This window comes from Mesorhizobium sp. B2-1-3 (assembly GCF_006442495.1).
Taxonomy (GTDB): domain Bacteria; phylum Pseudomonadota; class Alphaproteobacteria; order Rhizobiales; family Rhizobiaceae; genus Mesorhizobium.
Genome location: NZ_VFWL01000001.1, coordinates 152,776 through 177,271, shown reverse-complemented (window position 1 = coordinate 177,271; position 24,496 = coordinate 152,776). Strand labels below are relative to the sequence as shown.

At 65.0% G+C, this 24,496-nt stretch carries 20 protein-coding genes; 6 read left to right on the top strand and 14 right to left on the bottom strand.

From position 1 onward, the window contains the following. The first annotated feature begins 136 nt into the window (after positions 1–136). From FJ973_RS00905 to FJ973_RS00895, 3 genes are read left to right on the top strand one after another with little or no spacing between them, the layout of a single operon-like run. Complete coding sequence (locus FJ973_RS00905; protein WP_140491409.1) at positions 137–1,720, top strand: sugar ABC transporter ATP-binding protein; 1,584 nt, start codon at positions 137–139, stop codon at positions 1,718–1,720. Continuing rightward, complete coding sequence (locus FJ973_RS00900) at positions 1,717–3,027, top strand: ABC transporter permease (RefSeq protein ID WP_140554626.1); 1,311 nt, start codon at positions 1,717–1,719, stop codon at positions 3,025–3,027. The genes FJ973_RS00905 and FJ973_RS00900 overlap by 4 nt, the downstream gene beginning before the upstream one ends. Then, a complete protein-coding gene (locus FJ973_RS00895) occupies positions 3,024–3,992 on the top strand; it encodes a substrate-binding domain-containing protein (RefSeq protein ID WP_140491405.1) in 969 nt (322 codons plus the stop codon). Before FJ973_RS00900 ends, FJ973_RS00895 begins: the two co-directional genes overlap by 4 nt. Positions 3,993–4,230: 238 nt before the next feature. Here the strand turns inward: FJ973_RS00895 and FJ973_RS00890 are convergent, their stop codons facing one another. From FJ973_RS00890 to FJ973_RS00865, 6 genes are read right to left on the bottom strand one after another with little or no spacing between them, the layout of a single operon-like run. Beyond that, positions 4,231–4,692, bottom strand: a complete 462-nt coding sequence (locus FJ973_RS00890; protein ID WP_140493433.1) for a MarR family transcriptional regulator — start codon at positions 4,690–4,692, stop codon at positions 4,231–4,233. Beyond that, complete coding sequence (locus tag FJ973_RS00885) at positions 4,689–5,273, bottom strand: amino acid synthesis family protein (protein ID WP_140554625.1); 585 nt, start codon at positions 5,271–5,273, stop codon at positions 4,689–4,691. Before FJ973_RS00885 ends, FJ973_RS00890 begins: the two co-directional genes overlap by 4 nt. Further along, a complete protein-coding gene (locus FJ973_RS00880; RefSeq protein ID WP_140554952.1) occupies positions 5,266–6,147 on the bottom strand; it encodes a UPF0280 family protein in 882 nt (293 codons plus the stop codon). The genes FJ973_RS00885 and FJ973_RS00880 overlap by 8 nt, the downstream gene beginning before the upstream one ends. A gap of 2 nt (positions 6,148–6,149) precedes the next feature. Continuing rightward, the gene (locus FJ973_RS00875; RefSeq protein WP_140554624.1) at positions 6,150–7,691 is read right to left on the bottom strand and encodes a 6-hydroxynicotinate reductase; all 1,542 of its coding nucleotides are present in this window, start codon (positions 7,689–7,691) and stop codon (positions 6,150–6,152) included. Further along, positions 7,688–10,513 (bottom strand): molybdopterin-dependent oxidoreductase, encoded by a 2,826-nt coding sequence (locus FJ973_RS00870; protein WP_140554623.1) that lies wholly within the window; start codon positions 10,511–10,513, stop codon positions 7,688–7,690. Before FJ973_RS00870 ends, FJ973_RS00875 begins: the two co-directional genes overlap by 4 nt. Continuing rightward, a complete protein-coding gene (locus FJ973_RS00865) occupies positions 10,510–11,373 on the bottom strand; it encodes a xanthine dehydrogenase family protein subunit M (protein WP_140554622.1) in 864 nt (287 codons plus the stop codon). Before FJ973_RS00865 ends, FJ973_RS00870 begins: the two co-directional genes overlap by 4 nt. A 332-nt stretch (positions 11,374–11,705) precedes the next feature. On the opposite strand from FJ973_RS00865, the gene pncA reads away from it, so the two are divergent. Both pncA and FJ973_RS00855 read left to right on the top strand, forming a co-directional pair. After that, positions 11,706–12,320, top strand: coding sequence for a bifunctional nicotinamidase/pyrazinamidase (gene pncA / locus FJ973_RS00860; protein ID WP_140514339.1), 615 nt, complete (start codon positions 11,706–11,708; stop codon positions 12,318–12,320). 73 nt (positions 12,321–12,393) lie between these two features. Continuing rightward, a complete protein-coding gene (locus tag FJ973_RS00855) occupies positions 12,394–13,776 on the top strand; it encodes a sodium:proton antiporter (protein WP_140554951.1) in 1,383 nt (460 codons plus the stop codon). A 54-nt stretch (positions 13,777–13,830) separates the two neighbouring features. Here FJ973_RS00855 and FJ973_RS00850 read toward each other — a convergent pair whose 3' ends face one another. The 7 genes from FJ973_RS00850 to pncB all read right to left on the bottom strand — a co-directional run bounded on the left by FJ973_RS00850 (position 13,831) and on the right by pncB (position 21,700). Beyond that, positions 13,831–14,553: an ABC transporter ATP-binding protein gene (locus FJ973_RS00850; protein ID WP_140514341.1), complete on the bottom strand. Its 723-nt coding sequence runs from the start codon at positions 14,551–14,553 to the stop codon at positions 13,831–13,833. Beyond that, complete coding sequence (locus tag FJ973_RS00845) at positions 14,550–15,275, bottom strand: ABC transporter ATP-binding protein (RefSeq protein WP_140554621.1); 726 nt, start codon at positions 15,273–15,275, stop codon at positions 14,550–14,552. Before FJ973_RS00845 ends, FJ973_RS00850 begins: the two co-directional genes overlap by 4 nt. Further along, positions 15,272–16,234 carry a branched-chain amino acid ABC transporter permease gene (locus FJ973_RS00840; protein ID WP_140554620.1) on the bottom strand — a complete coding sequence of 321 codons (963 nt, stop codon included), beginning with the start codon at positions 16,232–16,234 and terminating at the stop codon, positions 15,272–15,274. Before FJ973_RS00840 ends, FJ973_RS00845 begins: the two co-directional genes overlap by 4 nt. Then, complete coding sequence (locus FJ973_RS00835; protein ID WP_140554619.1) at positions 16,231–17,112, bottom strand: branched-chain amino acid ABC transporter permease; 882 nt, start codon at positions 17,110–17,112, stop codon at positions 16,231–16,233. The genes FJ973_RS00840 and FJ973_RS00835 overlap by 4 nt, the downstream gene beginning before the upstream one ends. A gap of 182 nt (positions 17,113–17,294) precedes the next feature. Next, positions 17,295–18,599: an ABC transporter substrate-binding protein gene (locus FJ973_RS00830; RefSeq protein WP_140554618.1), complete on the bottom strand. Its 1,305-nt coding sequence runs from the start codon at positions 18,597–18,599 to the stop codon at positions 17,295–17,297. A gap of 156 nt (positions 18,600–18,755) precedes the next feature. Continuing rightward, positions 18,756–20,195 carry a hypothetical protein gene (locus FJ973_RS00825; RefSeq protein ID WP_140554617.1) on the bottom strand — a complete coding sequence of 480 codons (1,440 nt, stop codon included), beginning with the start codon at positions 20,193–20,195 and terminating at the stop codon, positions 18,756–18,758. Between the two features lie 200 nt (positions 20,196–20,395). Next, a complete protein-coding gene (pncB, locus tag FJ973_RS00815) occupies positions 20,396–21,700 on the bottom strand; it encodes a nicotinate phosphoribosyltransferase (protein WP_140554616.1) in 1,305 nt (434 codons plus the stop codon). A gap of 194 nt (positions 21,701–21,894) precedes the next feature. Here pncB and speB point away from each other — a divergent pair, with 194 nt between their 5' ends. Then, positions 21,895–22,950 carry an agmatinase gene (gene speB, locus FJ973_RS00810; RefSeq protein WP_140554615.1) on the top strand — a complete coding sequence of 352 codons (1,056 nt, stop codon included), beginning with the start codon at positions 21,895–21,897 and terminating at the stop codon, positions 22,948–22,950. Between the two features lie 48 nt (positions 22,951–22,998). Here the strand turns inward: speB and FJ973_RS00805 are convergent, their stop codons facing one another. After that, positions 22,999–24,402 carry an MATE family efflux transporter gene (locus FJ973_RS00805; protein ID WP_140554614.1) on the bottom strand — a complete coding sequence of 468 codons (1,404 nt, stop codon included), beginning with the start codon at positions 24,400–24,402 and terminating at the stop codon, positions 22,999–23,001. Positions 24,403–24,496: the final 94 nt, after the last annotated feature.

Genomic DNA, 24,496 nt, shown 5'->3' with positions numbered 1-24,496 from the left:
TACGGAATATCGCGGTTTTTCGCAAGAATTGAAATGAGGTAATCTCACGTCACCAGATAGAAGCTTGACAGGATCGAAACGTTTAGAATAGCGTTCATGAGGGTCAGACGACGACGGAAGGGAGGCCGCCTTTGTCATGGAGCACGGAAATTCCATCGCGCGTCGGGATGTTGCGGCGGATCGTTCGGATGTCGTCCTAAGCGCCGAGCACGTATCCAAGAGCTTCGGCGGCATTGCCGCCTTGGTCGACGTCGGTTTCGAGTTGCGGCGCGGCGAAGTCCACGCCTTGATGGGCGAGAACGGCGCCGGCAAGTCGACGCTGATGAAAATCCTTTCCGGTGTCTACACCGGCTACGACGGCACGGTTCGCGTCGACGGCGTAGCCGCGAATTTTGCCGGCGTGCGCGACGCCGAGGCCGCCGGCATTGCCATCATCCACCAGGAGCTCAATCTGGTTCCCGAACTCAGCGTCGCCGACAACATCTTTCTCGGACGCGAGAAGCTGATCGCCGGGCTGATCGTCGACCGCAAGGCGAGCAGCCGCGCCGCCAGCGCCCTTCTGCAGCGGCTGGGCATCGAGCTCGACCCGGAAGCCCGTGTCGGCACCTTGCGCGTCGGCGAACAGCAACTGGTCGAGATCGCCAAGGCGCTGTCGATGTCGGCGCGCATCCTGATCATGGACGAGCCTACTTCGGCGCTCTCTCCAGCCGAATGCCAGAGGCTGTTCCGCATCATCCGCCAGCTTGCCGACAGCGGCGTCGCCATCGTCTACATCTCGCACCGCATCGACGAGGTCATGCACCTGGCGGGCAGGGTCACGGTGTTTCGCGACGGACGCCACGTGCTGACGCGGCCGATGGGCGAGCTCGACGAGAACGCCATCATTTCGGCAATGGTCGGGCGAGACCTGCTGGCCTCCTCGGAAGAGGAGCGCCGTTCCGGCGGCGAAATCGTGCTTTCCGTCGAGAACCTGTCGCTGACGAAACCCGACGCCCATGGCTGGCGCACCGTGATCGACGGAGTCAGCTTCGAACTCGCCGAAGGCGAGATCCTTGGCATTGGCGGGCTGCTGGGTTCAGGGCGCACCGAAATCCTGGAGGCGATCTTCGGCTCGAGCGATGGCCGCACCGGCGGCGAGATCCGGCTCGACGGCGCGCCGGTCGAGATCCGCTCGCCGCGCGATGCCAGGCGCCTCGGCATTGCGCTGGTGACCGAGGACCGCAAGACGCAAGGCCTGCATCTCCAGGCCTCCATTACAGACAACGTCGCATTGCCGCTGGTCGGATCGCTGGCGCGCTTCGGCATCCGTTCGCTGGCCGGCGAACAGGAGCTGGCGCGCCACGCGGTCCGGGCGCTCGGCATACGCTGCGAGGACATCGACCAGCCAGCCGGCACGCTGTCGGGCGGCAACCAGCAGAAGGTCGTCATTGGCAAATGGCTGGCGACACGGCCGCGCGTGCTTCTTCTCGACGAGCCGACGCGCGGCATCGACGTCGGCGCCAAGCGCGAGATCTACGATCTCATCTTCAAGCTTGCGCGCGACGGGCTGGCCATTGCCGTCATCAGCTCCGAATTGCCGGAACTGCTGCACCTCTCCGACCGCATTCTGGTGATGGCCGATGGCCGCCAGACCGGCATCCTTTCCCGCGATGCGGCGAGCGAGGAGGCCATCATGCGTCTCGCCGCGCCGCGCCGCACGATTTCGAGACCTGCCGCATGACCGCCTTGAAACTCCTGTCCCGCACCAAGCTCTACTGGGGCCTGATCGCCATTTTCCTGATCGGCGTGCTGGGCTCGCCGGTCAGCTCCAAGGGCAACAACATCTTCCTGTCCTACGGCAATCTGCTCGACGTGCTGCGCCAGGTGTCGACCACCGGCCTGATCGCCACCGGCATGACGGCGGTGATCATCACCGGCGGCATCGATCTTTCCGTCGGTTCGCTGATGGCCATCTGTTCGGTGGTCTGCGCCATGCTGCTGACGGTTCCGGGCGTGACGCCGGGAGTGGTGCTTGGCGTGCCCACCGTCGCCGTGGTGGCGCTCTGTCTCGGCTTCATCGTCACCCGCTTCATCTTCCTCAATATCGAAAAGTCGCGCGCCGGCGCCGATGCCTCGCGCGACGCAAGGCTGGACCGCGCCCGCGGCCTGGTCACGCCGGCAATCGTCGGCGTGGTCCTGTGCTGTCTTTCCCTGTGGTACCTGCTGCCGCAGGTCGAGCCCAAATTCGGCGTCCTCGGCGTGCTGCTGGTCGCGCCATGCGTGGGCCTGCTGTTCGGTGCGCTCAACGGCTTCATCATCGTTGCCGGGCGGCTGCAGCCCTTCATCGTCACCCTGGCGATGATGGTGACGGCGTTGGGCATCGCCCGGCTGACGGCCGGCCAGAACAATGCTGTGCTGCCGGTCTATACCGGCTCGAACGCCACCGAGGATTTCGAGCTGCTGCGCTCGATGGTGTTCGGCGTCATTCCGATGCCCGGCCTGTTCTTCCTCGGCGCCATCCTGATCTATGGCGCGGTGCTGCGCTTCACGCCGTTCGGCCGCTATGTCTACGCCATCGGCGGCAATGAGGAGGCGGCCAGGCTTTCCGGCATCGCCGCCGGCCGGGTCAAGATCGTCACCTACGCCGTTTCGGGCCTGCTCGCCGGCATTGCCGCGGTGCTCTATGTCGCGCAGTACCGGCAAGGCAAGCCCGATGCCGGCGCCGGCCTGGAGCTCGACGCCATCGCCGCCGTGGTCATCGGCGGCACCAGCCTGATGGGTGGGCGCGGCAGCCTCACGGGGACATTCTGCGGCGTGCTGATCTTCGGGCTGCTGTCCAACATATTGCAGCTCCACAACATCAATTCGAACCTTCAGCTGGTGCTGAAGGGGATGATCATCATCGGCACAGTGCTCGTGCAGGAGCGCAATGCCGGTGATCTCCTAGCCTATCTGCGCCTGCCCGGAGCGGCGCACAAGGAAACGGCCGCGGCAAAACGGCCGTCGCAAGAGACCCGGTCTCTCAATCTCGGAGGAAACAAGAAATGAAACGACGTGACACGCTGAAGCTTGCCGCCCTTGGCGCGGCATTGCTGACCACCACCGCGCTGCTCTCCACCGGCCACGCCATGGCCCAGGACAAGAAGTGGAAGATCGGCTTCTCGCAGGTGACGACCATCGAGCCTTGGCGCGCGCAGTTCAACAAGGACATACTGGCCGAGGCCGCCAAGCACCCCGAGGTCGAGCTGATCATCACCGACGGCGAGGACAAGACCGAGAAGCAGGTTGCCGATGTCGAGAACCTGATCCGCCAGGAGGTCGATGCGCTCTTGGTGTCGCCGAAGGAATCGGCCGGCCTGACCGGGGTCGTGCAGCAGGCGATCGACGCCAAGATCCCGGTCTTCGTGCTCGACCGCAATGTCGACACCAAGGACTACACCCAGTTCGTCGGCGGCGACAACAAGCTGATCGGCCGCGCGGCCGGCGAATATGCCGTCGAGCTGCTCGGCGGCAAGGGCAAGGCATCGGGCAATGTCGTCGAGATCTGGGGCGGCATGGGCACCCAGCCGGCGCATGACCGCCATGACGGCTTCCATGAGTTCACCGACAAGGAGCCGGGCATCAAGTACCTGCTCGACCAGCAGTCGGGCGACTGGAAGCAGGACCAGGCCTATAATCTGATGGCCAACGCGCTGAAGAGCAACGAGAAGATCGATCTCGTCTACGGCCACAACGACCCGATGGCCTATGGCGCCTATCTTGCCGCCAAGGATGTCGGCCGCGAGAAGGACATCAAGTTCATCGGCATCGACGGCCTGCCCAACGAAGGCGTGCAGATGGTGAACAAGGGCGAGCTGACGGCGACCTTCACCTATGTCACCCCGGGCGCCGAGGGCCTTCGGCAGGCGATCAAGTTCCTCAATGGCGAGAAGGTCGAAAAGACCATCACCTTGCCGACGCAGAAGATCACCAAGGAAAACGCCGCCCAGGTGCTGAAGGACAACGGCCTCTGAGATTTCGCCGGAGATAAGCGCCGGCCCAAGGTCCAGGTTCTTCGTCCCAGGACAGCTTGGCGCCCACCTCTCCCCCGTCGATCGGGGGAGAGGTGTCGAGCGAAGCTCGACGGAGTGGGAGTCGACCCTTGGCGCGGTGCAGGAAGATTCTTGCGCCCTGGTCCCCTTTCAATATCCGTTGGCGGCGGTTGCTAGGTGGTTCCCCTCCGGAGGGAGAGGAAAGGACCTCGTCGCCGGCCTACGCCAATTTCGCCAGCAGCTTCATGAAGGTGGCGATCTCCCTGGCCGTGAGCGGTGCCAAGGTTTCCTCGGTAATCTCGCGCGCCAGCGGGATCAGGCGTTCGATCGCCTCGCGCCCTTCGGCGGTCAAATTGACCAACAGCCGCCTCTTGTCGCCCTCGTGCTTGGAGAGCTCGACAAGGCCGCGCGCCTTCAGCCGGTCGATCACGCCCTTCACCGTCGCCGCATCCATGGCGATCAGCGTGCCGAGCTGGTTCTGCGAAGTCTCGCCGACATCGCGCAGCTTGGCCAATGCCGCGAATTGCGGTGGCGTCAGGTCGCCGATATGGGCAGCGAAGATCGAGACGTGGCGCTGATGCGCCTTGCGCAGGATGAAGCCGACCTGCTCCTGCAGGTGGTAGTCCTGATCGTCCGCCTCCTCGACCTCGACCAGCTTCAGCAGATTGTCCTCGCCGCTCACCGCAGCCCGTCCCATGCCTTGATGTCGTCGGCGGCCAGGCCGCCCATGCGATTGTGCACGCGCGGACCGCAGGTCATGGCGAGGCAGAACAGGATCTCGTCGGGACGCGGTCCGTCGCTGACGCCGACTTCCATCGCATCGAAATGGCTGCGCACATAGGCCGCGTTGATGTGGCCGAGAGGCACATCCAGCCGCGAGCCGAAGGCGCCGACCTTCTTGGCCGACGGCACGATCGCCTTGGCGTCGCCGAGCCGCTCGCGCATGGCGTAGCCGCCCGGCACATGCCAAAGCGCGCCATGCTCGAGTTCGCCCGAGATGCCGACGAGGGCGCCTTTGCCATAGCCGTCGATCTGCTTCACGTCGCCACCCAATGCCGCGATCAGCCGGTCGGCAAGCAGCAGGCCAAGCGGCTTCAGATCGTCCATGGCGCTCTGCAACTCCTCGACATAGCGCCCGGCGAACGGGTTCTTCACCAGTGCCATGGCGGCGGCACGGCGGCGCGGCACCTTGGCCACCGGCCCGCCCTCATGAAAGATCTCTTCGGTCAGCACCACGATCTTGCGGATCGGAAACTCAGGCATGGGCAACTTCCTTCCCTGGACTTTTGTCGGGCGCGGCAAGCGCCATTGAGCCCTCGATGCGGGTCTGGCCGGCGAGGAATAGCGCCGACGCGGCGATCAGTCCCCTGCGGCGGAAATCTTCGGCGACGGCAAGTCCGCTGTCCAGCGCCGTGGCAATCTCTTTGGCAGAAAGCGGCCCGACCTCTTGCGTCACCAGCCTGTCGCCAAGGTCGTTGTCCGGCGCCAGATCACGCGCGGGCACACGCCGAATAGCGGGATGGTTGGCCAAGTCGACGGCATTGGCGATCAGGGTCGCCGCGGCATCGGCCTCTGCGCCGGTCCTCGCCAGCACGGTGACGGCGTCGGCGATGCCCAGGGAAAACGAGCGCCCGCGCCAGCCACTGGTGGCAACGCCTTGCACGCCGTCCTCGGCGCTGATGACGATGCGGTCGGCAAGGCCATGGCCGGTGCCGGCAATGGCAAGAGTGATCGACTGGCCGGCACCGAGATGAAGCGCGCTGTCGCCACCGTTGTTGACATAGGCGCGATCGAGTTTTCGCCCAGCAATCAGTGCGGCAAGTATTTCGTCGGCTACCGAACCGGCGACGGCTGCCATCGGCGTGATGAAGTCGTCCGCCAATGGGGTAACTGCCGCTTCCATGCGCCGCGCCGTCGAGCCGGCGAAGGCGCGCGGGCGCAACGTGGCCGGCCGGCGCAACTCGGGCAATTCCTCCACCAGTTCCGGCAGGATGGTCTGGAATCGCGCCACGGCCTGCTCATAAACTCGCCGGCATTCGCCTGGTGTCCCAAAGGCCTCGACGATCAGGTCGATCGGCCCGTGATTGAGGTGTAGCCGCCTGCCATCCCCGAGCCAATGCGCTTGCGGGCCGTTCATCGTCACGCGGCCCCGTTCGCGGGCGTGCGCCGCAACTGCGCCAGCGGCGGCCATGGATTGCCGGCCGGCGCACCGCCGCCCCGGCGCGCGTTCAGGTACTCGCCGCCTTTGGCGACGACATCCTCGACGCTGCGGATCTCGGCTTCGTAGCCGCCGAGCCTGATATAGTCGTCGCGGAGCAGCGTGAATTCGATCGGCGCCACCAGCGCCGGCGTCGGCACATAGCCGAAGGCGCCTTCCGGCACACGCGTCACATCCACCATCAGCGTGATGCCGCCGCCCGGCCAGACATAGACCGGCGCGCCGCCGACCGTCACATAGGTAGTCAGGCCCTGTACGGAACGCGTCAGGTTGACGGGATTCTCGGTGACGCCGGCGCGCAGCGAACCGCCGGCGCCGCCGATGAACAGCACGGTGCACAGCGCCGGTTCGCAATTGTCCTCGATCAGCCTGACCGACTTTTGCAACCGTTCCGGGAACGGCTTTTTGACAGGCTTCAACTGGTCGTCGAGTTCGTAATAGGCGAACTGCTCGCCGGTGGTCGAAACCATCAGCAGCGACAGGCCGGGCCGCCCGCCCTTCTTGGCGTTCCATTCGCCCAGGATCGACAGCGGGTCGGATATGCTGGTGCCGCCCCAGCCGAGACCGGGCTCGGACACCTTGAAATAGCGCCCAGGCGTCGAGCGGCGGCCGATGATCTTTATCCCCGTGTCCTGCCAGCCCAGCACCTTGCCGGCCTGATGCTCCGAGACGACGCCGGTTATGTGGTCGTCGACCACCACCACCTCGTCGACCAGGCCGCGCCATTGCGTGGCGAACATGCCGATGGTCGCCGACCCGCAGCCGACCCGCATGCGGTGTTCCTGCTTGCCGTCGATGACAGGCGGTTTGCCGGCTTCGACCGTTATGGTGGCGCCGCCGTCGATGGTCAGCTCCACCGGCTTGCGGTTGCACAGACCGAGCAGCGCATCGCAGGTGGCGCGGCCTTCGGCCTTGGAGCCGCCGGTCAGATGATGCACGCCGCCCAGCGACAGCATCTGCGAGCCATATTCGCCCGTCGTGACATGACCGATCGCCTCGCCTTGCGACCGCACGACAGCCGTTTCGGGTCCGATATGACGGTCGGTGTCGATCTTCACCTTGACGCCGCAATAGGAGAAGATGCCCTCCGTGACGACGGTGACGAGATCGACGCCCTCGACCTGCTGGCTGACGATGAAGGGCGCCGGCTTGTAGTCGGGATAGGTGGTTCCTGCCCCGATCGCCGTGACGAAGCGGCGGCCGGTGTTGACCAGTTCGCCGTCCCAGGCCTCGCCCTCGGCGACGAAGGGCACGACAGCGCCGCCGATCTCGGCGGTATGATCGAGAATGGTCAGCGGGTCCATGCGCACGATCCGGCCGCCGGCATTGCCGTAGCGGTCGCAAGCGCCGGTGCGGCCATCTGATATGTAGCACATCACAGGGCAGGCATCGCAGCGGATCTTCTCCGCCACCAGCTTCTCGCCGGGATCATGGGTTTCGAAGCGTTCGGCAAGCTCGCTCATCGGCATGCCTCCTTCTCGCGGATGGCGGCGCGGATGCGCGTCGGCGTTGCCGGAACTTTTGTGATCGTAATGCCGGTCGCATGGCGGATGGCGTTGAGGATCGCCGGCGCCGTCGGGATCAGCACATGTTCGCCCAGGCCCTTGGCGCCGAACGGCCCCTCCGGGTCTGGCACCTCGATCAATATCGTCTCGATCGGCGGCACGTCGCCGATGGTCGGAATGAGATAATCGTGCAGATTCTCGGTGCGGCCGGGAATAAACTCTTCCATCAGCGCCATGCCGATGCCTTGCGCGATGCCGCCCTCGATCTGGCCCTCGGCCAGCAGAGGGTTGATCGCCTTGCCGACATCGTGCGCGGCTGTGATCTTGACCAGTTTGACCGTGCCGAGCTTGAGGTCGACCTCGAGCTCGGCGATCTGCGCGCCGTAACCATAGACCGCATAGGGCTTGCCCTGGCCTTTGCCGTCGAGCGGCAAGGTCGGCGGGTCGTAAGTCTCCTCGGCGCGGAAGACGAAGCCGTGGATATCCGCTTCGAGTGTGCCAAGATGGACGCGGCGGATCGCTTCGCCCTCGCATATGATAATCGTCGGCCCGTCGAGTTGAAGCGACGCCTTTTGCGAGACATTGGCAAAACGCAGGATCTCATCACGCAAGGCACGGCCGGCCTTCTCGGCCGCCTTGCCGGTGACGAAGGTCTGGCGCGAGGCCGAGGTCTTGCCGGCATCGGGAGTGATCGCGGTGTCGGCGCCTTTCAGCCGGAACTTTTCCAGGGGCAGGCCGAGCGCGTCGGCGCAGATCTGCGTGACGACGGTGTTGGAGCCCTGGCCGATGTCGACGGCGCCCTGGTGCAGGATGATCTCGCCTGACGCCGCAATGCCGACCTGGATGGTCGACGGATTGGGCAGCGAGGTGTTGCCGCAGCCATACCAGCAGGAGGCGATGCCGACGCCGCGCTTTTTATCCACGTTGGCACTGTTGAAGGCATCCGCGTCAGCCACTGCACGCGCCCAATGCGGCCGCAGGGCATCGAGGCATTCGGCAATGCCGACGCCCGATTCCAGTCTCTGTCCGGTGACTGTTTCGGATCCGTTACGAAGGCAGTTTCTCAAGCGGAAGTCGAGCCGGTCGATGCCGAGCTTGCCGGCCAGCTCGTCGTACAAGGTCTCCTGCATGATCGTCGCCTGCGGCACGCCGAAGCCCCGGAAAGCGCCGGAAATCGGCCCATGCGTATGCACGGCGCGGCCTTCCGCGCGGTAGTTCGGGGTGGCATAGGGACCCGAGGCATGCACCGGCACGCGGTTGGCGACGGTCGGTCCCCAGCTCGCGTACGCCCCGGTGTTGAAATCGCCTGAGAAAATCATGCCCGTGACATGGCCCTCGGCGTCGGCGCCAATGGTCGCTTGCATCTGCGCCGGGTGGCGCTTGGTGGTCGACATCATCGATTCATTGCGCGTGTAGGCAAGCGCCGCCGGCCGCCCGGTCCTCATCGCCACCAGGCCGATCAGCGGTTGCAGGGACACGTCGAGTTTGGAACCAAAACCGCCGCCCGTCGCGGTCGGCACGATGCGTACCTTGTCGACGGGCAGGCCCAGCACCTTCGCCGTGTCGTCGCGGTCCATATAGGGCGCCTGCGTGCAGGCGACGACGACCAGCGTGTCGCCATCCATATAGGCATGGCCGGCTTCCGGCTCGATATAGGCATGCTCGACATAGGACGTCTCGATCGCACCGGTCACGGTGACAGCGGCATCGGCAAGCGCCGTCTCGGGATCGCCGCGTTCGACGAAGCCCTTGGTCAGAAGGTTGGCCGGGCGGTTCACATGGATCAGCGCCGCTCCTTCGGCCTGTGCCTCGCAAGGCTGCAACAGGTGTGGCAATTCGGTCCAGCGGATCGGGAAATCCGACAGGTCGAGATCGAGCATCGCCTCGCGCTCGCCGGCAACAAGCGCCACCGCCTCGCCGCGAAACCGCGCCAAGCCTTCGGCGAGAGCCGGCTGGTCGGCAAACGGACCGATGACGCCGAAACAGTTCTTTCCCGGGATATCGGCCGCCGTGAAGACGCCGGCGATGCCGGGACGAGCTTTTGCCCAGCCGTCGAGGTCGCCGAAGGCGAAGCTGGCATGGTAGTGCGGCGAGCGGATTACCAGCACCGCCAGCGCATCGGCCGGGAACGAATCGCCGCCGAATTTCTCACCGCCGGTCACCTTCGGCACGCCATCGAGCCGGATCGGGGAGGAACCAATGGCGTGACCGGACCGAGGCAGACGGAAATCCAGGCTTGCAACCTGGGCGGAGGCATCCATCACAGCAGCGACGATCTTCCGGTACCCGGTGCAACGGCAGAGGACACCACCAAGCGCGTCCTGCACTTCGATCTCGCTCGGCCTGGCTTTCTTCTCCAGCAGGGCCGTCGCCGCCACCAGCAGGCCCGGCGTGCAGATGCCGCACTGCGCCGCGCCATGCGCCAGGAAGGAGGCCTGTAGTGCCGACAGCCGGCCATTGGCGAGCCCTTCGACCGTCGTTACCGACGCTCCGGCGGCCGACGCCGCCGGCATCAGGCAGGCGCAGACCGGATCGCCATCGACCAGCACCGTGCAGGCGCCGCAGTCGCCGGCGTCGCAGCCGACCTTGGTCCCGGTCAGCAGCAATTCGTCGCGCAGCACCGAGGACAGCCGGCGCAGCGGCGGCACGTTGACCGAGACGGCGGCGCCATTGACCGCGAAGGTAATCTCGGCGCGTGCGAGGCCGGGCTGACCTGCGTCACTGTCGGAAAGGGCTCCGCCGGGTCGACCTTGGCTGATGTCAGGCTGTGCTTTGTTCATGCCGCCGCCGTCCTGTCACCATTCACCGGCCCCGCCGCCGCCAGCACGGCGCGGACAACGATTTCGCGCGCCGCGTCCTGCCGGTATTCGGCGCTGCCGCGCACGTCGCCGATCGGCGACAGCTCTTCCATCGGCGCGGCGAGGACCGCTGTGGCCAGCCCATGATCCGCCGCCAGTCCGCGCAGGGCCGCCTCGACCCCGCCGAGCCGCTTTGCAACAGCCGAGCAGGAACCGACGGCGACCGCCGCTTGCTCGACGATGCCGTCCTGCACGACCAGGCGTGCCCCCACCATGGCGATCGAGATGACGAGATAGCGCCGCGCGCCGAGCTTGACGAAAGCCGACATACCCGCGCCGGCCGCTTTCGGCACGCGGATGGCGGTTACCATCTCGCCGGGCCGCAGGTCCGTGCGGCGATTGCCGAGAATGAATTCCCGGAGCGGCAGGTGGCGCACCGCTTGCGCCGAGCGCAGTTCTATCTCGGCGTCGAGCACCAGCAGCGCCGGCACGCCATCCGCGGCCGGCGAAGCGTTGCAGAGATTGCCGGCGATCGAGGCGACATTCTGGATCTGAACGGACCCGACCTCCCGCGCGGCCGCTTTCAGCGCATCGAAGGCCGGCGGCAAGGGATGGCGAACGATATCGGTCCAGCTGGTGCGCGCCCCGATCTGCCAGTGCGTTTCCGTTTCCGCAATGCCGCGCAGCGCGGCCAGCCCGTTGATGTCGAGCACATTGTCGCGGAAAGGCTTGTTGCCTTGCGCCGGGTAGAAGTCGGTGCCGCCGGCAAGGATGCGCCACGAAGCTTCGCCAAGCAGGGCGAGCGCCTCGTCGACCGTGGTGGGTTTCGCGTAACGGATCACGCTTTGCCTTCCCAGAAAAAGGGCCTTTCCGAGGGAACTTGCCGGCGTCCGGGCCCGGCTTAAATTCATTCGTATGCAAATGATATCAAGTCGGCGGAAATTGTCAAAGCCGGAGTTTGCGCAGCACCCGCACGGCTGCCGCCGCCACGCATTTGTTCTCCGCAAAATCTAGGTGCTGGGGCGCCCTTTGCGCGTTCGGGGTTGCGCCCGGCGCTCTAATGGTTGACGCGGCCCGCCATCTGGTCAAGTTTCTCCCTCCGGTCGCGCCAGCGGCTTTCTTTCGCCGGGATCCCCCTGGGAGCCCGCGCCCGATACCGACAGGAAGGAACCCCATGGCCGAAGAAGCGCTTGTCGTCATCGACCTGCAGAACGACTTTTGCCCTGGCGGCGCGTTGGCTGTGACCGGCGGCGACGAGATCGTGCCGCTGGTCAACGACCTGATCCGGCGAACCGATCATGTCGTGCTGACGCAGGACTGGCATCCAGCCGGCCATTCGAGCTTTGCCTCAAGCCATCCAGGCGCCCAGCCTTTTGAAACCATCGAGATGCCCTACGGCCAGCAGACATTGTGGCCGGACCATTGTATCCAGGGCAGCCTCGGCTCGGATTTTCACTCGGGTCTTGCCTGGACCAAGGCCGAGCTCGTCATCCGCAAGGGATTTCGGCCTGATATCGACAGCTATTCGGCCTTCTTCGAGAACGACCACACGACGCCGACCGGCCTTGCCGGCTATCTCAGGGAGCGCGGCATCGACACTCTGACCCTGGTCGGCCTGGCGACCGATTTCTGCGTCGCCTTCTCGGCGCTCGACGCGGTCAAGCAGGGGTTCAGGACCACTGTCAGGCTCGATGCTTGCCGCGGGATCGACCTCAACGGTTCGGTCGAGACGATGTTGGCAAGGATGCGCCAAGCAGGCGTGACGCTCGAAGACCACGCGGCGGACTGACCTCATCGTGGGAGAAGAGAAGGGGTCGATAGGGGCGACGGCTTTGACGGCAGGTGCCGTGGTGGCTGTCGCGATGCTGTTACCGGGAACGGCCTTCGCCGCGGAAGAGCACGGCCTGCCAGGCCGGACGATGTCGCTGTGGTGGGCGCTGCCCTTTGCCGGGCTGTTGCTGTCGATCGCCACGGGACCGCTGCTTTTCAACCATGTCTGGGAGCATCATTACGGCAAGATTGCTGCATTTTGGGCGGCTCTCGTGGTGGTGCCGCTCGCATCGGCCTTCGGCACGACGGTAGCAACGGAAGCGGTGCTGCATGCGCTGCTCACCGAATACATGTCGTTCATCATTCTACTGTTCGCGCTGTTCACCATTTCGGGCGGCATTCTCGTGGCCGGCAACATCCACGGCACGCCATTGGTCAATGCCGGGCTGCTGCTCATCGGCGCCCTGCTCGCTTCCGTCATCGGCACTACCGGCGCCTCGATGATCCTTATCCGGCCGCTCATCCGCGCCAATGACAACCGGCCGTTCAACGCCCATGTCATCATCTTCTTCATCTTCCTGGTGTCCAACATCGGCGGTTCGCTGACGCCGCTCGGCGACCCGCCGCTGTTCGTCGGCTTCCTGCGCGGCGTCGATTTCTTCTGGACCACCGCCAACCTCTGGCGCGAGACCCTGTTCGTCAGCGTCGTCGTGCTCGCCGTCTTCCTGGCGATCGACACCACGCTGCATCGCCGCGAAATGGGCGCGCCAAAGATCAAGGACCCGACGCCGGACACGAAAGTGCGCATCCGCGGCCTGCCCAACCTGCCGCTGCTGGCCGGCGTGATCGGTGCGATCCTGCTTTCGGCCACATGGAAGCCCGGCATCAGTCTTTCCATTCAGGGGGTGGACCTCGAGTTGCAGAACCTTGTGCGCGATGTCGTCATCCTGGCGCTTGCCTTCGTTTCGCTGGCCGTCTCGCGCAAGGAGTATCGGCAGGCGAACGGTTTCAACTGGGGGCCGATCGCGGAAGTGGCGAAACTGTTCGCCGGCATCTTCGTCTGCATCGTGCCCGTCGTCGCCATCCTGAGGGCCGGCCACGAAGGCGCGCTGGCGCCGCTGGTCGCGCTCGTCACGTCAACGCAAGGCATGCCCAACGATCTCGCCTATTTCTGGCTGACCGGAGCGCTGTCGTCCTTCCTGGATAACGCTCCGACCTACCTGGTGTTCTTCGAGCTGGCCGGCGGCGCTCCCCGGCATCTGATGACGGAGCTCGCTTCGACCTTGGCGGCGATCTCGGCGGGTGCGGTGTTCATGGGCGCCAACACCTATATCGGCAACGCGCCGAACTTCATGGTCTACGCCATTGCCCGGCACCGCGGCGTGAACATGCCGGGTTTTTTCGGCTACATGGCATGGTCGGGCGCGGTGCTGATCCCGACGTTTTTGATCGCCGGGTTTTTGTTCTTTGGATAAGCCCACGATGGCGCCAAGCGGTTGACGCGGAACGGCTACTAGGGGAGATAGTGCTCAGCCTACGCCGACATAGCGCCTGACCGCCGACGGGTCGGCGCGCAACGCCTCGACATCGACCGTCTCGCGGTTGCGGCCGTTCTCGATGAAGGCGACGCGGTCGGCTACCGACAGCACGGCGTCGACCCGCTGCTCCACCAGGATGGTGGAAACGCCCAGTTCGCGCAGCTTCGCCACCGTTTCGCGGATTTTTGCGATCATCGACGGCATCAGCCCTTCGGTCGGCTCGTCGAGCAGTAGCACCTGCGGTTCCAGGCAGAGCGCGCGTGCCATGGCCAGCATCTGCTGCTCGCCGCCCGACAAGGTGCCCGAGCGCTGCCTGAGCCGCTGGCGCAGCAGCGGGAACAGGTTGAGCACGTTTTCGCGCACGGCCTTCCCCTTGCCGCGCGCCATCAGCCCGATCTCGATGTTCTCCGCCACCGTCATTTCGGCGAACAGCCGCCTGCCTTGCGGCACATAGGCAATGCCGGCTTTGGGCACCTCGTGGGCGGCCAGGCCGGTCAATTCCTGGCCTGCGAGGCTGATCGAACCGGCACTCGCCCGGACCAGTCCCATGATGGCTTTCAGCGTCGTCGTCTTGCCGGCGCCGTTGCGGCCGAACAGGCACAGCACCTCGCCCTTGTTCAGCACCAGGTCGAGCCCATAGAGCACCTGGATCTCGCCATAGAAGCAGTCCAGTCCCGCGATCCGCAACGCTTGCGTCTTGCTCGTCTCGGTCATGGGGCGGTCCCCAGATAGGCTTCCTGCACCGCCGCATTTTCGCGGATCGCCTCCGGCGTGCCCTCTGCCAGGATCTTGCCGGCGTTGAAAACGGTGATGCGGTCGGCAAGCTGCATGACGACAGGCATGTTGTGCTCGATCAGGAGCACGGTGGCGTCCCTGGCGATCTCGCGCACCAGGGCGATGAAATTGTCGATCTCGCTGTCGGCGAGCCCCTGCGTCGGCTCGTCGAGAATCAGCAGGCGCGGCTTCAGCGCCAGGCCCATCGCCACCTCCAGCAGGCGCTGGTGGCCATAGGACAATTGACCGGCCGGCATATGGGCGCGGTCGGCCAGCCCGGTGCGTGCGAGCGCCGACATGACAGCGGCCTGTATCGCGCTCTTGGAATGGCCATGCCGTAGCGTCAGTTGCACGGGCAGCGCGACGTTGGCGTAAACGGACAGGTTGGCATAGAGGCTGGTGATCTGGAACGTGTAGGCGATGCCCTGGCGGACCCTGACATAGGCCGGCAGGCCGGTGATGTCGGAGCCGTCGAAAACGATCGATCCGGACGAGGGCGGGATACGGCCGCTGATCAGGCTGACGAACGTGGTCTTCCCGGCACCGTTGGGGCCGATGACGGCGCGGATTTCGCCCGGCACCAAGGTGAAATCGACGCTGTCGACGGCGCGCAGGCCGCCGAAATTGCGCGACAGGCCTTTGGTGGTCAGAAGCGGCGTCATGGCAGCCATCCGAGCCAGCGCTGCCGGATGCTGCCCAGAATGCCTTTCGGGAAGAACAGCACCAGCAGGATCAACGCGACGCCGACGATCAACAGGTAGGCGGAGGTGAAGCCGCTGGTGACGTCGATGACATAGTACATGAACAGCGTGCCGATCAGCGGTCCGAGCGTGGTGGCGGCGCCGCCGAGCAGCACCCACAGCAGCGGCAGGATCGAGTACTGTACCGAGGCGAAGCTCGAGCCGACATAGCCGAACAGCAGCGCATAGGCAGCGCCCGACGCCGCGCAGATGGCGCCGGAGACGACCACGGCGGCGAGCTTGTTGGAGAAGGTGTCGTACCCCAGCATTTTGGTCCGTTCCTCGTTCTCGCGGATGGCGACCAGCACGCGGCCGTATCGGGAGCGGACGACGGCCAGCGTGACCAGAAGCACGAGCGAGAACAGAGCCAGCGCGCTCATGTAGCGCACCGTCGGATTGGTGAGATCGAGCGACGTCGCGCCGAAATTCAGGACGCGTGCCGGCTGCGGCACCACCATGCCCTGGTCGCCGCCGGTCCACGCGGCAAAATAGAGGATGAGGAGGTAAAAGACCTGCGCGAACATCATGGTGACGATCATGAAGGCGACACCCGTAGTGCGCAGCGCCAGCAGCCCGATCACCAGTGCCAGCACCGCGCCGCAGGCGATACCGCTCAACAAAGCCGCCGGCACGCTCCAGCCAAGCTGGATGACGGCAAGGCCGGCGCCGTAGAGGCCGGCGGCAAAGAACATGGCATGCCCGAGACTGAGCAGTCCGACATAGCCGAACAGCATGTTGTAGCCCATGGCGAAGACCGCCAGCACCATGATACGAGCGACGAGGCCGTGATGATAATCCGGCAGCACGAAGCTCAGGACAAAAAGCAGCGCAATGACGCCGAGATGCAAGCCATAGGCTTTTGCCGGCGAGGTCTCGCTCATCGCGTCGTCGTCCCGAACAGGCCCTGCGGCCGGAACACCAGCACCATGGCGACCAGCAGCGTGGCGATGATCTTGGCCAGCGTCGGCGAGAAGAACATCGAGATGATACCGTCGGACAGGCCGATCAGCACGGCGGCGATGACGGTTCCGCGCAGCGAACCGAGGCCGCCGATGATGACGACGATGAAGGAAAGCAGCAGCGGGTCCTGCCCCATCAGATAATGCGCCTGGCTGATCGGCACGATCAGCACCGCCGCAATGGCCGCGAGCATGGCGCCGAGCGCGAAGACGCCGCCATAGACACGATCGACAGGGATGCCGAAGGCCTGTGCCGTCTCGCTGTCATACTGCGTGGCACGCATGACGAGGCCGACCCTGGTGCGCGTCAGCACCAGCCATGTCACGACGAGCAGAAGGACGGATGCCGCGATGATCGACAGCTTGTAGCCCGAATAGCCGAACCACGGCAGAAGGATGCGATAGCTGAAGGGCGGCTCTACCGGGCGCGCTTCCGGACCATAGAAGGTCAGCGCCAGCTGCTGGATAATGTAGAGCATGCCGATGGTGGCGACGATGGTGGCTTCCGGATTGTAGTTCAGCCGGCGCAGCACCAGCCGCTCGGCCACCAGTGCAAGGGCGCCGACGACCAGCGGTGCGATGATAAGTGCCGCCAGGAACCCGAGCGCCGGATGGCCTCCGATCGCAGTCGTGATCGCCCAGGCGAGCACGGCTCCCAGCATGAAGAACTCGCCATGCGCGACGTTGACCACGCGCATCACGCCGAACACCAGCGACAGGCCGAGCGCGGTCAGCGCCAGCACGGCGGATGTGACGAGCCCTTCGAGGGCGGCAAGGAGGAGGTGGGGTCCGAAATGCATGGGTTAGGCACTCACCGATAGCGCAATCACGCCCCTTGAGGGGGGTGAGAAGTGGTCCGCGCAGCGGACGGAAAGCCAATTGCTTGGCTTTCCGAACGACGAACGCCCGGAGCGACAGCGAAGGGCCGGGTCCGGCAGGACAGAGGGGGTGGCTTGGCGCTCACGCTTGCTGTTGAGCCGGCCTACAACGCCTGCGTCGTATAATCCCCCTCGGCCTCGTAAAGCCCGTCCTCGATCTTGGTCTTGTGCACCACCTTGAGCTTGCCGCCTTCGACCTTGGAGATGTTCTGGATGCCGAAGCACTGGTGGATCTTGCCGTTGAAGGTTTTTGGCCCCTGCGGATGCTCCGGACCTTCGGCGAATTCGGTCAGCGCCTCGGTCGCCTCGACCAGCTTGGCGCGGTCTTCCGGGCCCTTGTAGCCGGCGTCTTCCATCGCTTTCTTGACGACGTAGAGCGTCTCCCAGCAGCCGAACATGTGCGCGGCGGTGGAGACGTCCTTGGGGTCGCCGACGGCCGCGCCATTGTCGTCGATGCCGACGGCGGCGCGATAGGTCTTCTGCGCCTCGGAATCGTCCGCCTGGGCATAACGCGGCGAGCCTTCCCAGAAATGACTGCCGTCCAGGAATTCGAGCCCGGGGCTGTTGATGTCGACGGCTTCGAGCGAATCGATGAAGCCGAACAGCTGCGGCCGGTTGGAGCCGTAGAACTCGCCAAGCTCCTTGACGAAGGTGAGCACCGCCGGGCCGACCATGACGTGGTAGATCACCTCGGTCTCGGCAGGGATCTGCGGGAAGTATTTGGTGAAGGAGCTCTCCGTCGGTGGAATGGCGATTTGCGCGATGACCTCTGCGCCCTGCGCCTTCAACGCCGGCGGGAGGTAGTCGCGGTGGTCGTAGCCGAAAGCAAAATCGGGGAAGATCTGCGTCACCTTCTTGCCGGCATTGGCCGCGATCCACGGCGCCATCGACTGGATCTGGCTCTTTACGTCGGTGATGCCGGGCTGGAAGACATAGCGGTTGAGCTTGGTCGAGGCGACATGGTGGCCTTCGCTGACGACGAAATAGGGCATCTTGGCTTCGCCGGCGGCGGGTGCCGAGCCGATGACGACATGCGAGAACAAGGTGCCGAAGACGATGTCGGTCTTGTGCTGGGTGGCGAACTTGCCGACCACCTCGGCACCGCGGCCGGGATCGGTGCCGTCATCCTCGATGATGACCTCGACCGGCCGGCCATTGATGCCGCCGGCCGCGTTGATCGCCTTGACCGCCGCGGCCGTGGTCTTCTCGTACCAGCGGCCATAGGCGGCGCCGATGCCGGTTCGGTGCGACTGGAAGCCAATCTTGATCGGGGCGGAGCTTTGCGCCTGGGAGTAGCGGACGAAACCGGGCGCGACCGCCAGGCCGGCGCCGGCGGCCAGACCCTTCAGCGCGGTGCGGCGGGTGAGACCGGCCTTGGAGAGATCGAAAAACCCATTCTTGTCAGTCACGGCAGTTCCCCTGTTTTTGAGTTTTGACCAATGGCTGGAACGTAGCAGACCGCGTCCTGCGGACGGCCGAAATTGCATGTGTACAAACTAAATCACCAAAGTCCGGACACGGCAATGCCGTTTCCCCAGGGGGATCCCGGTTTATTTCCACCGCGTCTAGCCAACGGTCGGCGTGGCGAGCAGCCAGAGGCCGAAGACGGTGTAGGCGATCATCAGCAAGGTGAGCGGAAACTGGCTGAGCGCGGCGCGGGCGGGAACCGGATGCAGGCGTGCGGCGAAGCCGTGGGCGACGAGCACGGCAAGCAGATGACCGAGAATGATGGCACCGGCCTGGATGTTCCACAGCCACCATGCCGAGCCCGCGCCGGCGATGATGCCGGCTTCGATCTGCATGTCGGCGGTGCCGAAAAGGTTCCAGCCGAGCGCAAACGGATCGGACAGTGCCGCAAGCGCATACTGGCCGTCGACCAGCAGCGCCGTCAGGTAATGCGCGATGTGGTAGGCGAGCGCGATCGGCACGATCGACCAGACCAGCAGCCCCGTCGCCTCGCCAAGCCTGTGGCCGTCGCCGGCGAGCTTCTGGCCGACGACCACGGCAAGCAGGAAGACCGCCGCAAGCAGCATGAATGTCAGGACGAGGCCAAAACTGCCGCTGCCGATCACCGCCGTGCGGCCGGGGAATTCAAGCGGATTGATGCCGAACAGGCCCAGCCAGAAGAAGGTCTTCGACAGGCCGTCATAGGAAACCGAGGACAGGGCGAGCAGCAGGAAGGCCACGCCGCTTGCCGGCAAAGGCGCGGCGGTCAGCAGCTTGGCGCCCGGCCAGCATAGCGCAAGCCGGCCGCGCTCGTCGCGCACGAGCGGCGCGAAGCGTGCCACCATTGAGAAGAAGACGGTAAGGAACTCGCCGCTGCGGGCCCACGCCCCATAACCGAACGACAGCATCGCCAGCAAGGTGAACAACCAGTAGAGGCCGGCGGCCCGGGCCAGCCGTGTCGGATCGTCGGGCGCCGGATCGATGAGCTCGAACCAGGCAAAAGCGAAGAACAGGATAACAGCCAGCCAGTATCCGAGCCATGATGGAAGGCGCCTTGCCGCTTCATCGCCTCTGCCGACCAGGCGAGACAGGAGACGCACCGGCCCGTACCAGGGATTGAGCCAGGACCAGAGGTCGCCGAGGAAACCTTGCAGCAGCGTGAAGCCGGCCCACAGCAGTGTCCAGATCACCAGAGGCAGCGGGTTGGAGAGCGGATCGCGGCTGCCGAGAAAACCCGCGGCAATGAGACATGCAAAGCCGGCAAAGGATATCAGGCTGGCAGCGGTGCGGGCATCATCACCCAGTGTGAACAGTGGCAGGCGCCGCCGCCAGAAACGATCGAGCCGATGCGTCGGCAGCAGCGCCAGCACGAGGAAGCTTGCGGCCACGGCGAAAGCGCCGCCGATCAGGTAATAGCCGGTCGGCAGGAGCAGGACGTGGCCGCGGTCCGAGGCGTGGGCGAAGGCTGGGGTGGGTGAGAGGAGCAATAGAGCGATAGGCAAAAATGCTAATGACCGACGACGGCACTCTACGGCGCCCCCCTCTGTCCTGCCGGACATCTCCCCCTCAAGGGGGGAGATTGGCGGTTTCTCTGTCGGCGCTTCCCTTGCAACGCCGGAGGTTCGCGAAGACGAAGATGACAGCATGATCTCCCCCCTTGAGGGGGAGATGTCCGGCAGGACAGAGGGGGGCGCCAAGGAACTCAGCCTATCCGACTTTGCCGTCTCGTATGGCGATGCCGGAAGCACCGGTCGTGCCCTCACACCTTGACCAACTGCTCCACCCGGTCCTTTTCACCGAAGATGCGCAGATACCGCTCGATCTCCTTGAGGTCACCCGTCGCCTTGGCTGGATTATCCGAGAGCTTCACGGCCGGCCGGCCGTTGGCCTCGGTGACCTTGCAGACCAGCGATATGGCGTCGAGGCTGTCGGTCGCCGTAGGCGCACAGCCCTCGAAATCATTGGTCAGGTTCGTGCCCCAGCCGAAGGACATGCGCACCTTGCCCTTGAAGTGGCGGTAGGTCTCCTCGATGGTCTCGACCTCGAGCCCGTCGGAGAAGATCAGCAACTTCTGCCTGGGGTCCTTGCCCTTCTCGCGCCACCAGGACAGGATCTTCTCGCCGCCCTCGATCGGCGGCGCGCTGTCGGGGCGAAAGCCGGTCCAGTCGGCCACCCAATCCGGCGCGTCGCGCAGGAAGGAAGCCGTCCCGAAGGCGTCGGGCAGCACGATCAGCAAATTGCCGCCATAGTAGCGCTGCCAATCCTGCAGCACCTTGTAGGGCGCCTGTTTCAATTCCTTTTCCGAATTGGCCAGCGCTCCGAACACCATCGGCAGTTCATGCGCATTGGTGCCCAGCGCCTCGAGGTCGTTGTCCATGGCCAGAAGCACGTTGGAGGTGCCGGTGAAAGCCTCGCCGATGCCTTCCTTCAGCGCTTCCACGCACCAGCGCTGCCACAGGAAGGAATGGCGCCGGCGCGTTCCGAAGTCGGAAATACGGATGCCGGGCAGCGCCTTCAGCCGTTCGGTCTTGGCCCACATCTTGGCCTTGGCGCGGGCGTAGAGCACGTCGAGCGTGAAAGGCCCGAACGACCGCAAGGCGGCGCGCGAGCGCAATTCGTTGATGATGGCGAGCGCGGGAATCTCCCACAGCGTGGTGTACATCCACGGGCCGCTGAAGGAGAGCTCATACTGCCCGCCGCGCCTGGAAAGCTCGTACTCGGGCAACCGGAAATTTTCCAGCCAGGCCAGGAATTCCGGCTCGAAGATCTGCTTGCGGCCATAGAAATTGTTGCCCCCCAGCCAGATCATCTCCTTCTTGGAGAAGCGCAAGGTGCGGGCGTGGTCAAGCTGTTCGCGCAACTCGCCCTCGTCGATCTCCTCGGCCAGCCGCACCGAAGTGGTGCGGTTGATCAGCGAAAAGGTGGCGTCGACCTTGGGGTACATGCCCCAGATCATCTGCAGCATCAGAAGCTTGTAGAAATCCGTGTCCAGCAGGCTGCGCACGATCGGGTCGAGCTTCCAGGTATGGTTGTAGACGCGCCGCGCAATATCGGTCCTGGCCATGTCTCGTTACCGCCTTCGCTGCCTGACGCCCATGATCGCGACAGGCCTCATAGCATCGAATTGGCAAAAGCGCTGCCCGGTTTCAGGCTGGCCCGACAAAAAGAAAGACCTGCGGCAGCCAACCCGTCCGAACGCAATTGATTTTTCCAAAGCGCTACCGGACACTCCGGAGAGACAGACAGGAGAAAACCGACATGGGTTATGACAGCGGCAAGCTCGACGCGTTGCGCCGCAAATATGGCGAGAGCCATGGCGGCGAGATGTTCGACCCGAAGTTCCGCAAGGTCGCCGACAAGATATTCTCCAAGTCAGGCACGCGGCTGGCGCCCTATTCCGGTATCCCCACCTTCCTCGCCGCGCCCTATCGCGAAATATCGGCCGACAACCCGGATTTCGGCGATTTGCAGGTGGCGATAACAGGCGTGCCGATGGATCTCGGCGTCACCAACCGGCCGGGCTCCCGCTTCGGGCCGCGGGCGCTGCGCGCCATCGAGCGCATCGGCCCCTACAATCACGTGCTGGAATGCGCACCGACGCATGAGCTCAGGGTCGCCGACATCGGCGACGTGCCGTTCCAGAGCCGCTACCGGCTAGAGACCTGCCATGAGGACATCGAGCGCCGCACCAACCAGATCGTCGATGCCGGCGTCATTCCATTGTCGGTCGGCGGCGACCATTCGATCAGCCATCCGATCCTGAAGGCCGTCGGCAAGAAGGCCCCGGTCGGCCTCATCCACATCGACGCCCATTGCGATACAAGCGGCTTGTTCGACATGACCAAGTTCCACCACGGCGGCCCATTCCGCAACGCGGTGCTCGATGGCGTGCTCGATCCGACGCGCACCATTCAGATCGGTATCCGCGGTTCGGCCGAATATCTGTGGGAGTTCACCTACGAGTCCGGCATGACCGTGGTCCATGCCGAGGAGGTGACCGGCCTCGGCATCCCCGCCATCATCGAGAAGGCGCGCAGGATCGTGGGCGACGGCCCGACCTATGTCTCCTTCGACATCGACAGCGTCGATCCGGCCTTCGCCCCGGGCACCGGCACGCCGGAAGTCGGCGGCCTGACGACGCGGGAAGTGCTCGAACTGCTGCGCGGCCTCAAAGGCCTCAACATCGTCGGCGGCGACGTGGTCGAGGTGGCGCCGCAATATGATGCGACCACCAACACCGCGCATGCCGGCGCCCAGGTGCTGTTCGAAATACTGAGCCTGATGGTGTTCAGCCCGGCGCTCAAAAACAGCTGACGCCGACAATGACGGAAAGGCCACCGGACAACCCGGCGGCCCTCTGCATCAGTGTTCGAACACCAGCGGCGGCGCGAGGCGATCCCGCCGTAGCCAGCGCGCCAGAAGCAACGCCGCCACCACCGCCAGTCCGCTGGACAGCCCGATCCAGATGCCGACGCCATGGAAGCCGAAAGGGAAGGCGAGCAGCACGCCCAGCGGCAGGCCGACGCCCCAGTAGCCGATGGCGGCATAGATCATCGGCACCTTGGTGTCGTGCAGGCCGCGCAGCATGCCGGCGGCAACCGCTTGCGCGCCGTCGAAGACCTGGAACAGGGCCGCGAAGACCAGGAACGATACGGCAAGCGTGATCACCCTGGCATTGGCCGGATTGGCCAGGTCGATGAAGGCGCTGATCAGGAGATGCGGCCACAGGATCATTACCAGGCCCATCAGGGCCATGAACGAGACGCCGATGACGAAGGCGGTCCAGCCGGCGCGCGAGACGCCTTCCGGATTGCCGGCGCCATGCGCAAGCCCGACGCGCACCGTCACCGCCTGGTTGAGGCCGAGCGGCACCATGAAGGAGATCGACGCGATCTGGATGGCGATGGCGTGCGCGGCAAGCGAATCCGCGTCGATCAGGCCCATCAGCAGCGCCGCGGCGTTGAAGATCGTCACCTCGAAAGCCAGGATGCCGGCGATCGGCAGGCCGAGCCGCAGCAGGCCCTTGAAGCGCGGCCAGTCGGACCGCCAGAAGCGGCCGAACAGATGATAGCGCCTGAATTTCTTCTCCCACATCACCACGGCGGCCATGCCGACGAACATCAGCGTTGAGGACAGCGAGGTGGCAAGGCCCGAGCCTGATATGCCCATGGCCGGGACGCCGAGATTGCCGAACATGAACACCCAGTTGAAGAGCGCGTTGCAGGCGACGGCGACGAAGACGATGATCAGCGCCCAGCCCGGCCGCTCCAGCGCCGAGATGAAGGAACGCAGCACGATATAGCCGTAGAAGGGCAGCACCGCCCATTCCAGCCAGCGCAGATAGATGCCGGCGCTGTGCGCCAGAGCGGGCTCCTGGCCCATGGCGAGCAGCACGTTCTCGCCGTGCCAGAGAAAGATCCAGATCGGAATGCAGATGAGGATCGCCAGCCACAGGCCCTGGCGCACGGTGCGGCGCAGGTCGCGCACCGAATGGCGGCGGCGGCCGAGCTCGGTCGCCATCATCGGCGAGGTCGCCAGCATCAGGCCGAGGCCGAAGATCAGCGGCATGAAATAGAGATTGGCGCCAAGCGCGCCGCTGGCCAGCGTGTCCGCCCCCAGCCTGCCCATCATCATGACGTCGGTGGCCGTCATGGCGGTCTGGCCGAGATTGGTCAGCACCATCGGCCAGGCGAGCGCCAGCGTCGCCCTGATTTCCTGACGCCAAAGATTTTCCGGCGCGCGAGCGCCGGCTTCGATCGCAGACATTGTTCCGCTCTTTCAAGGTCGCGGCGCATCGGCAAAAAAGCCGGAAGCCGCATTGCAAACGGCGAGACCTTCGGTTTCGCGGCGTTTACGTCAG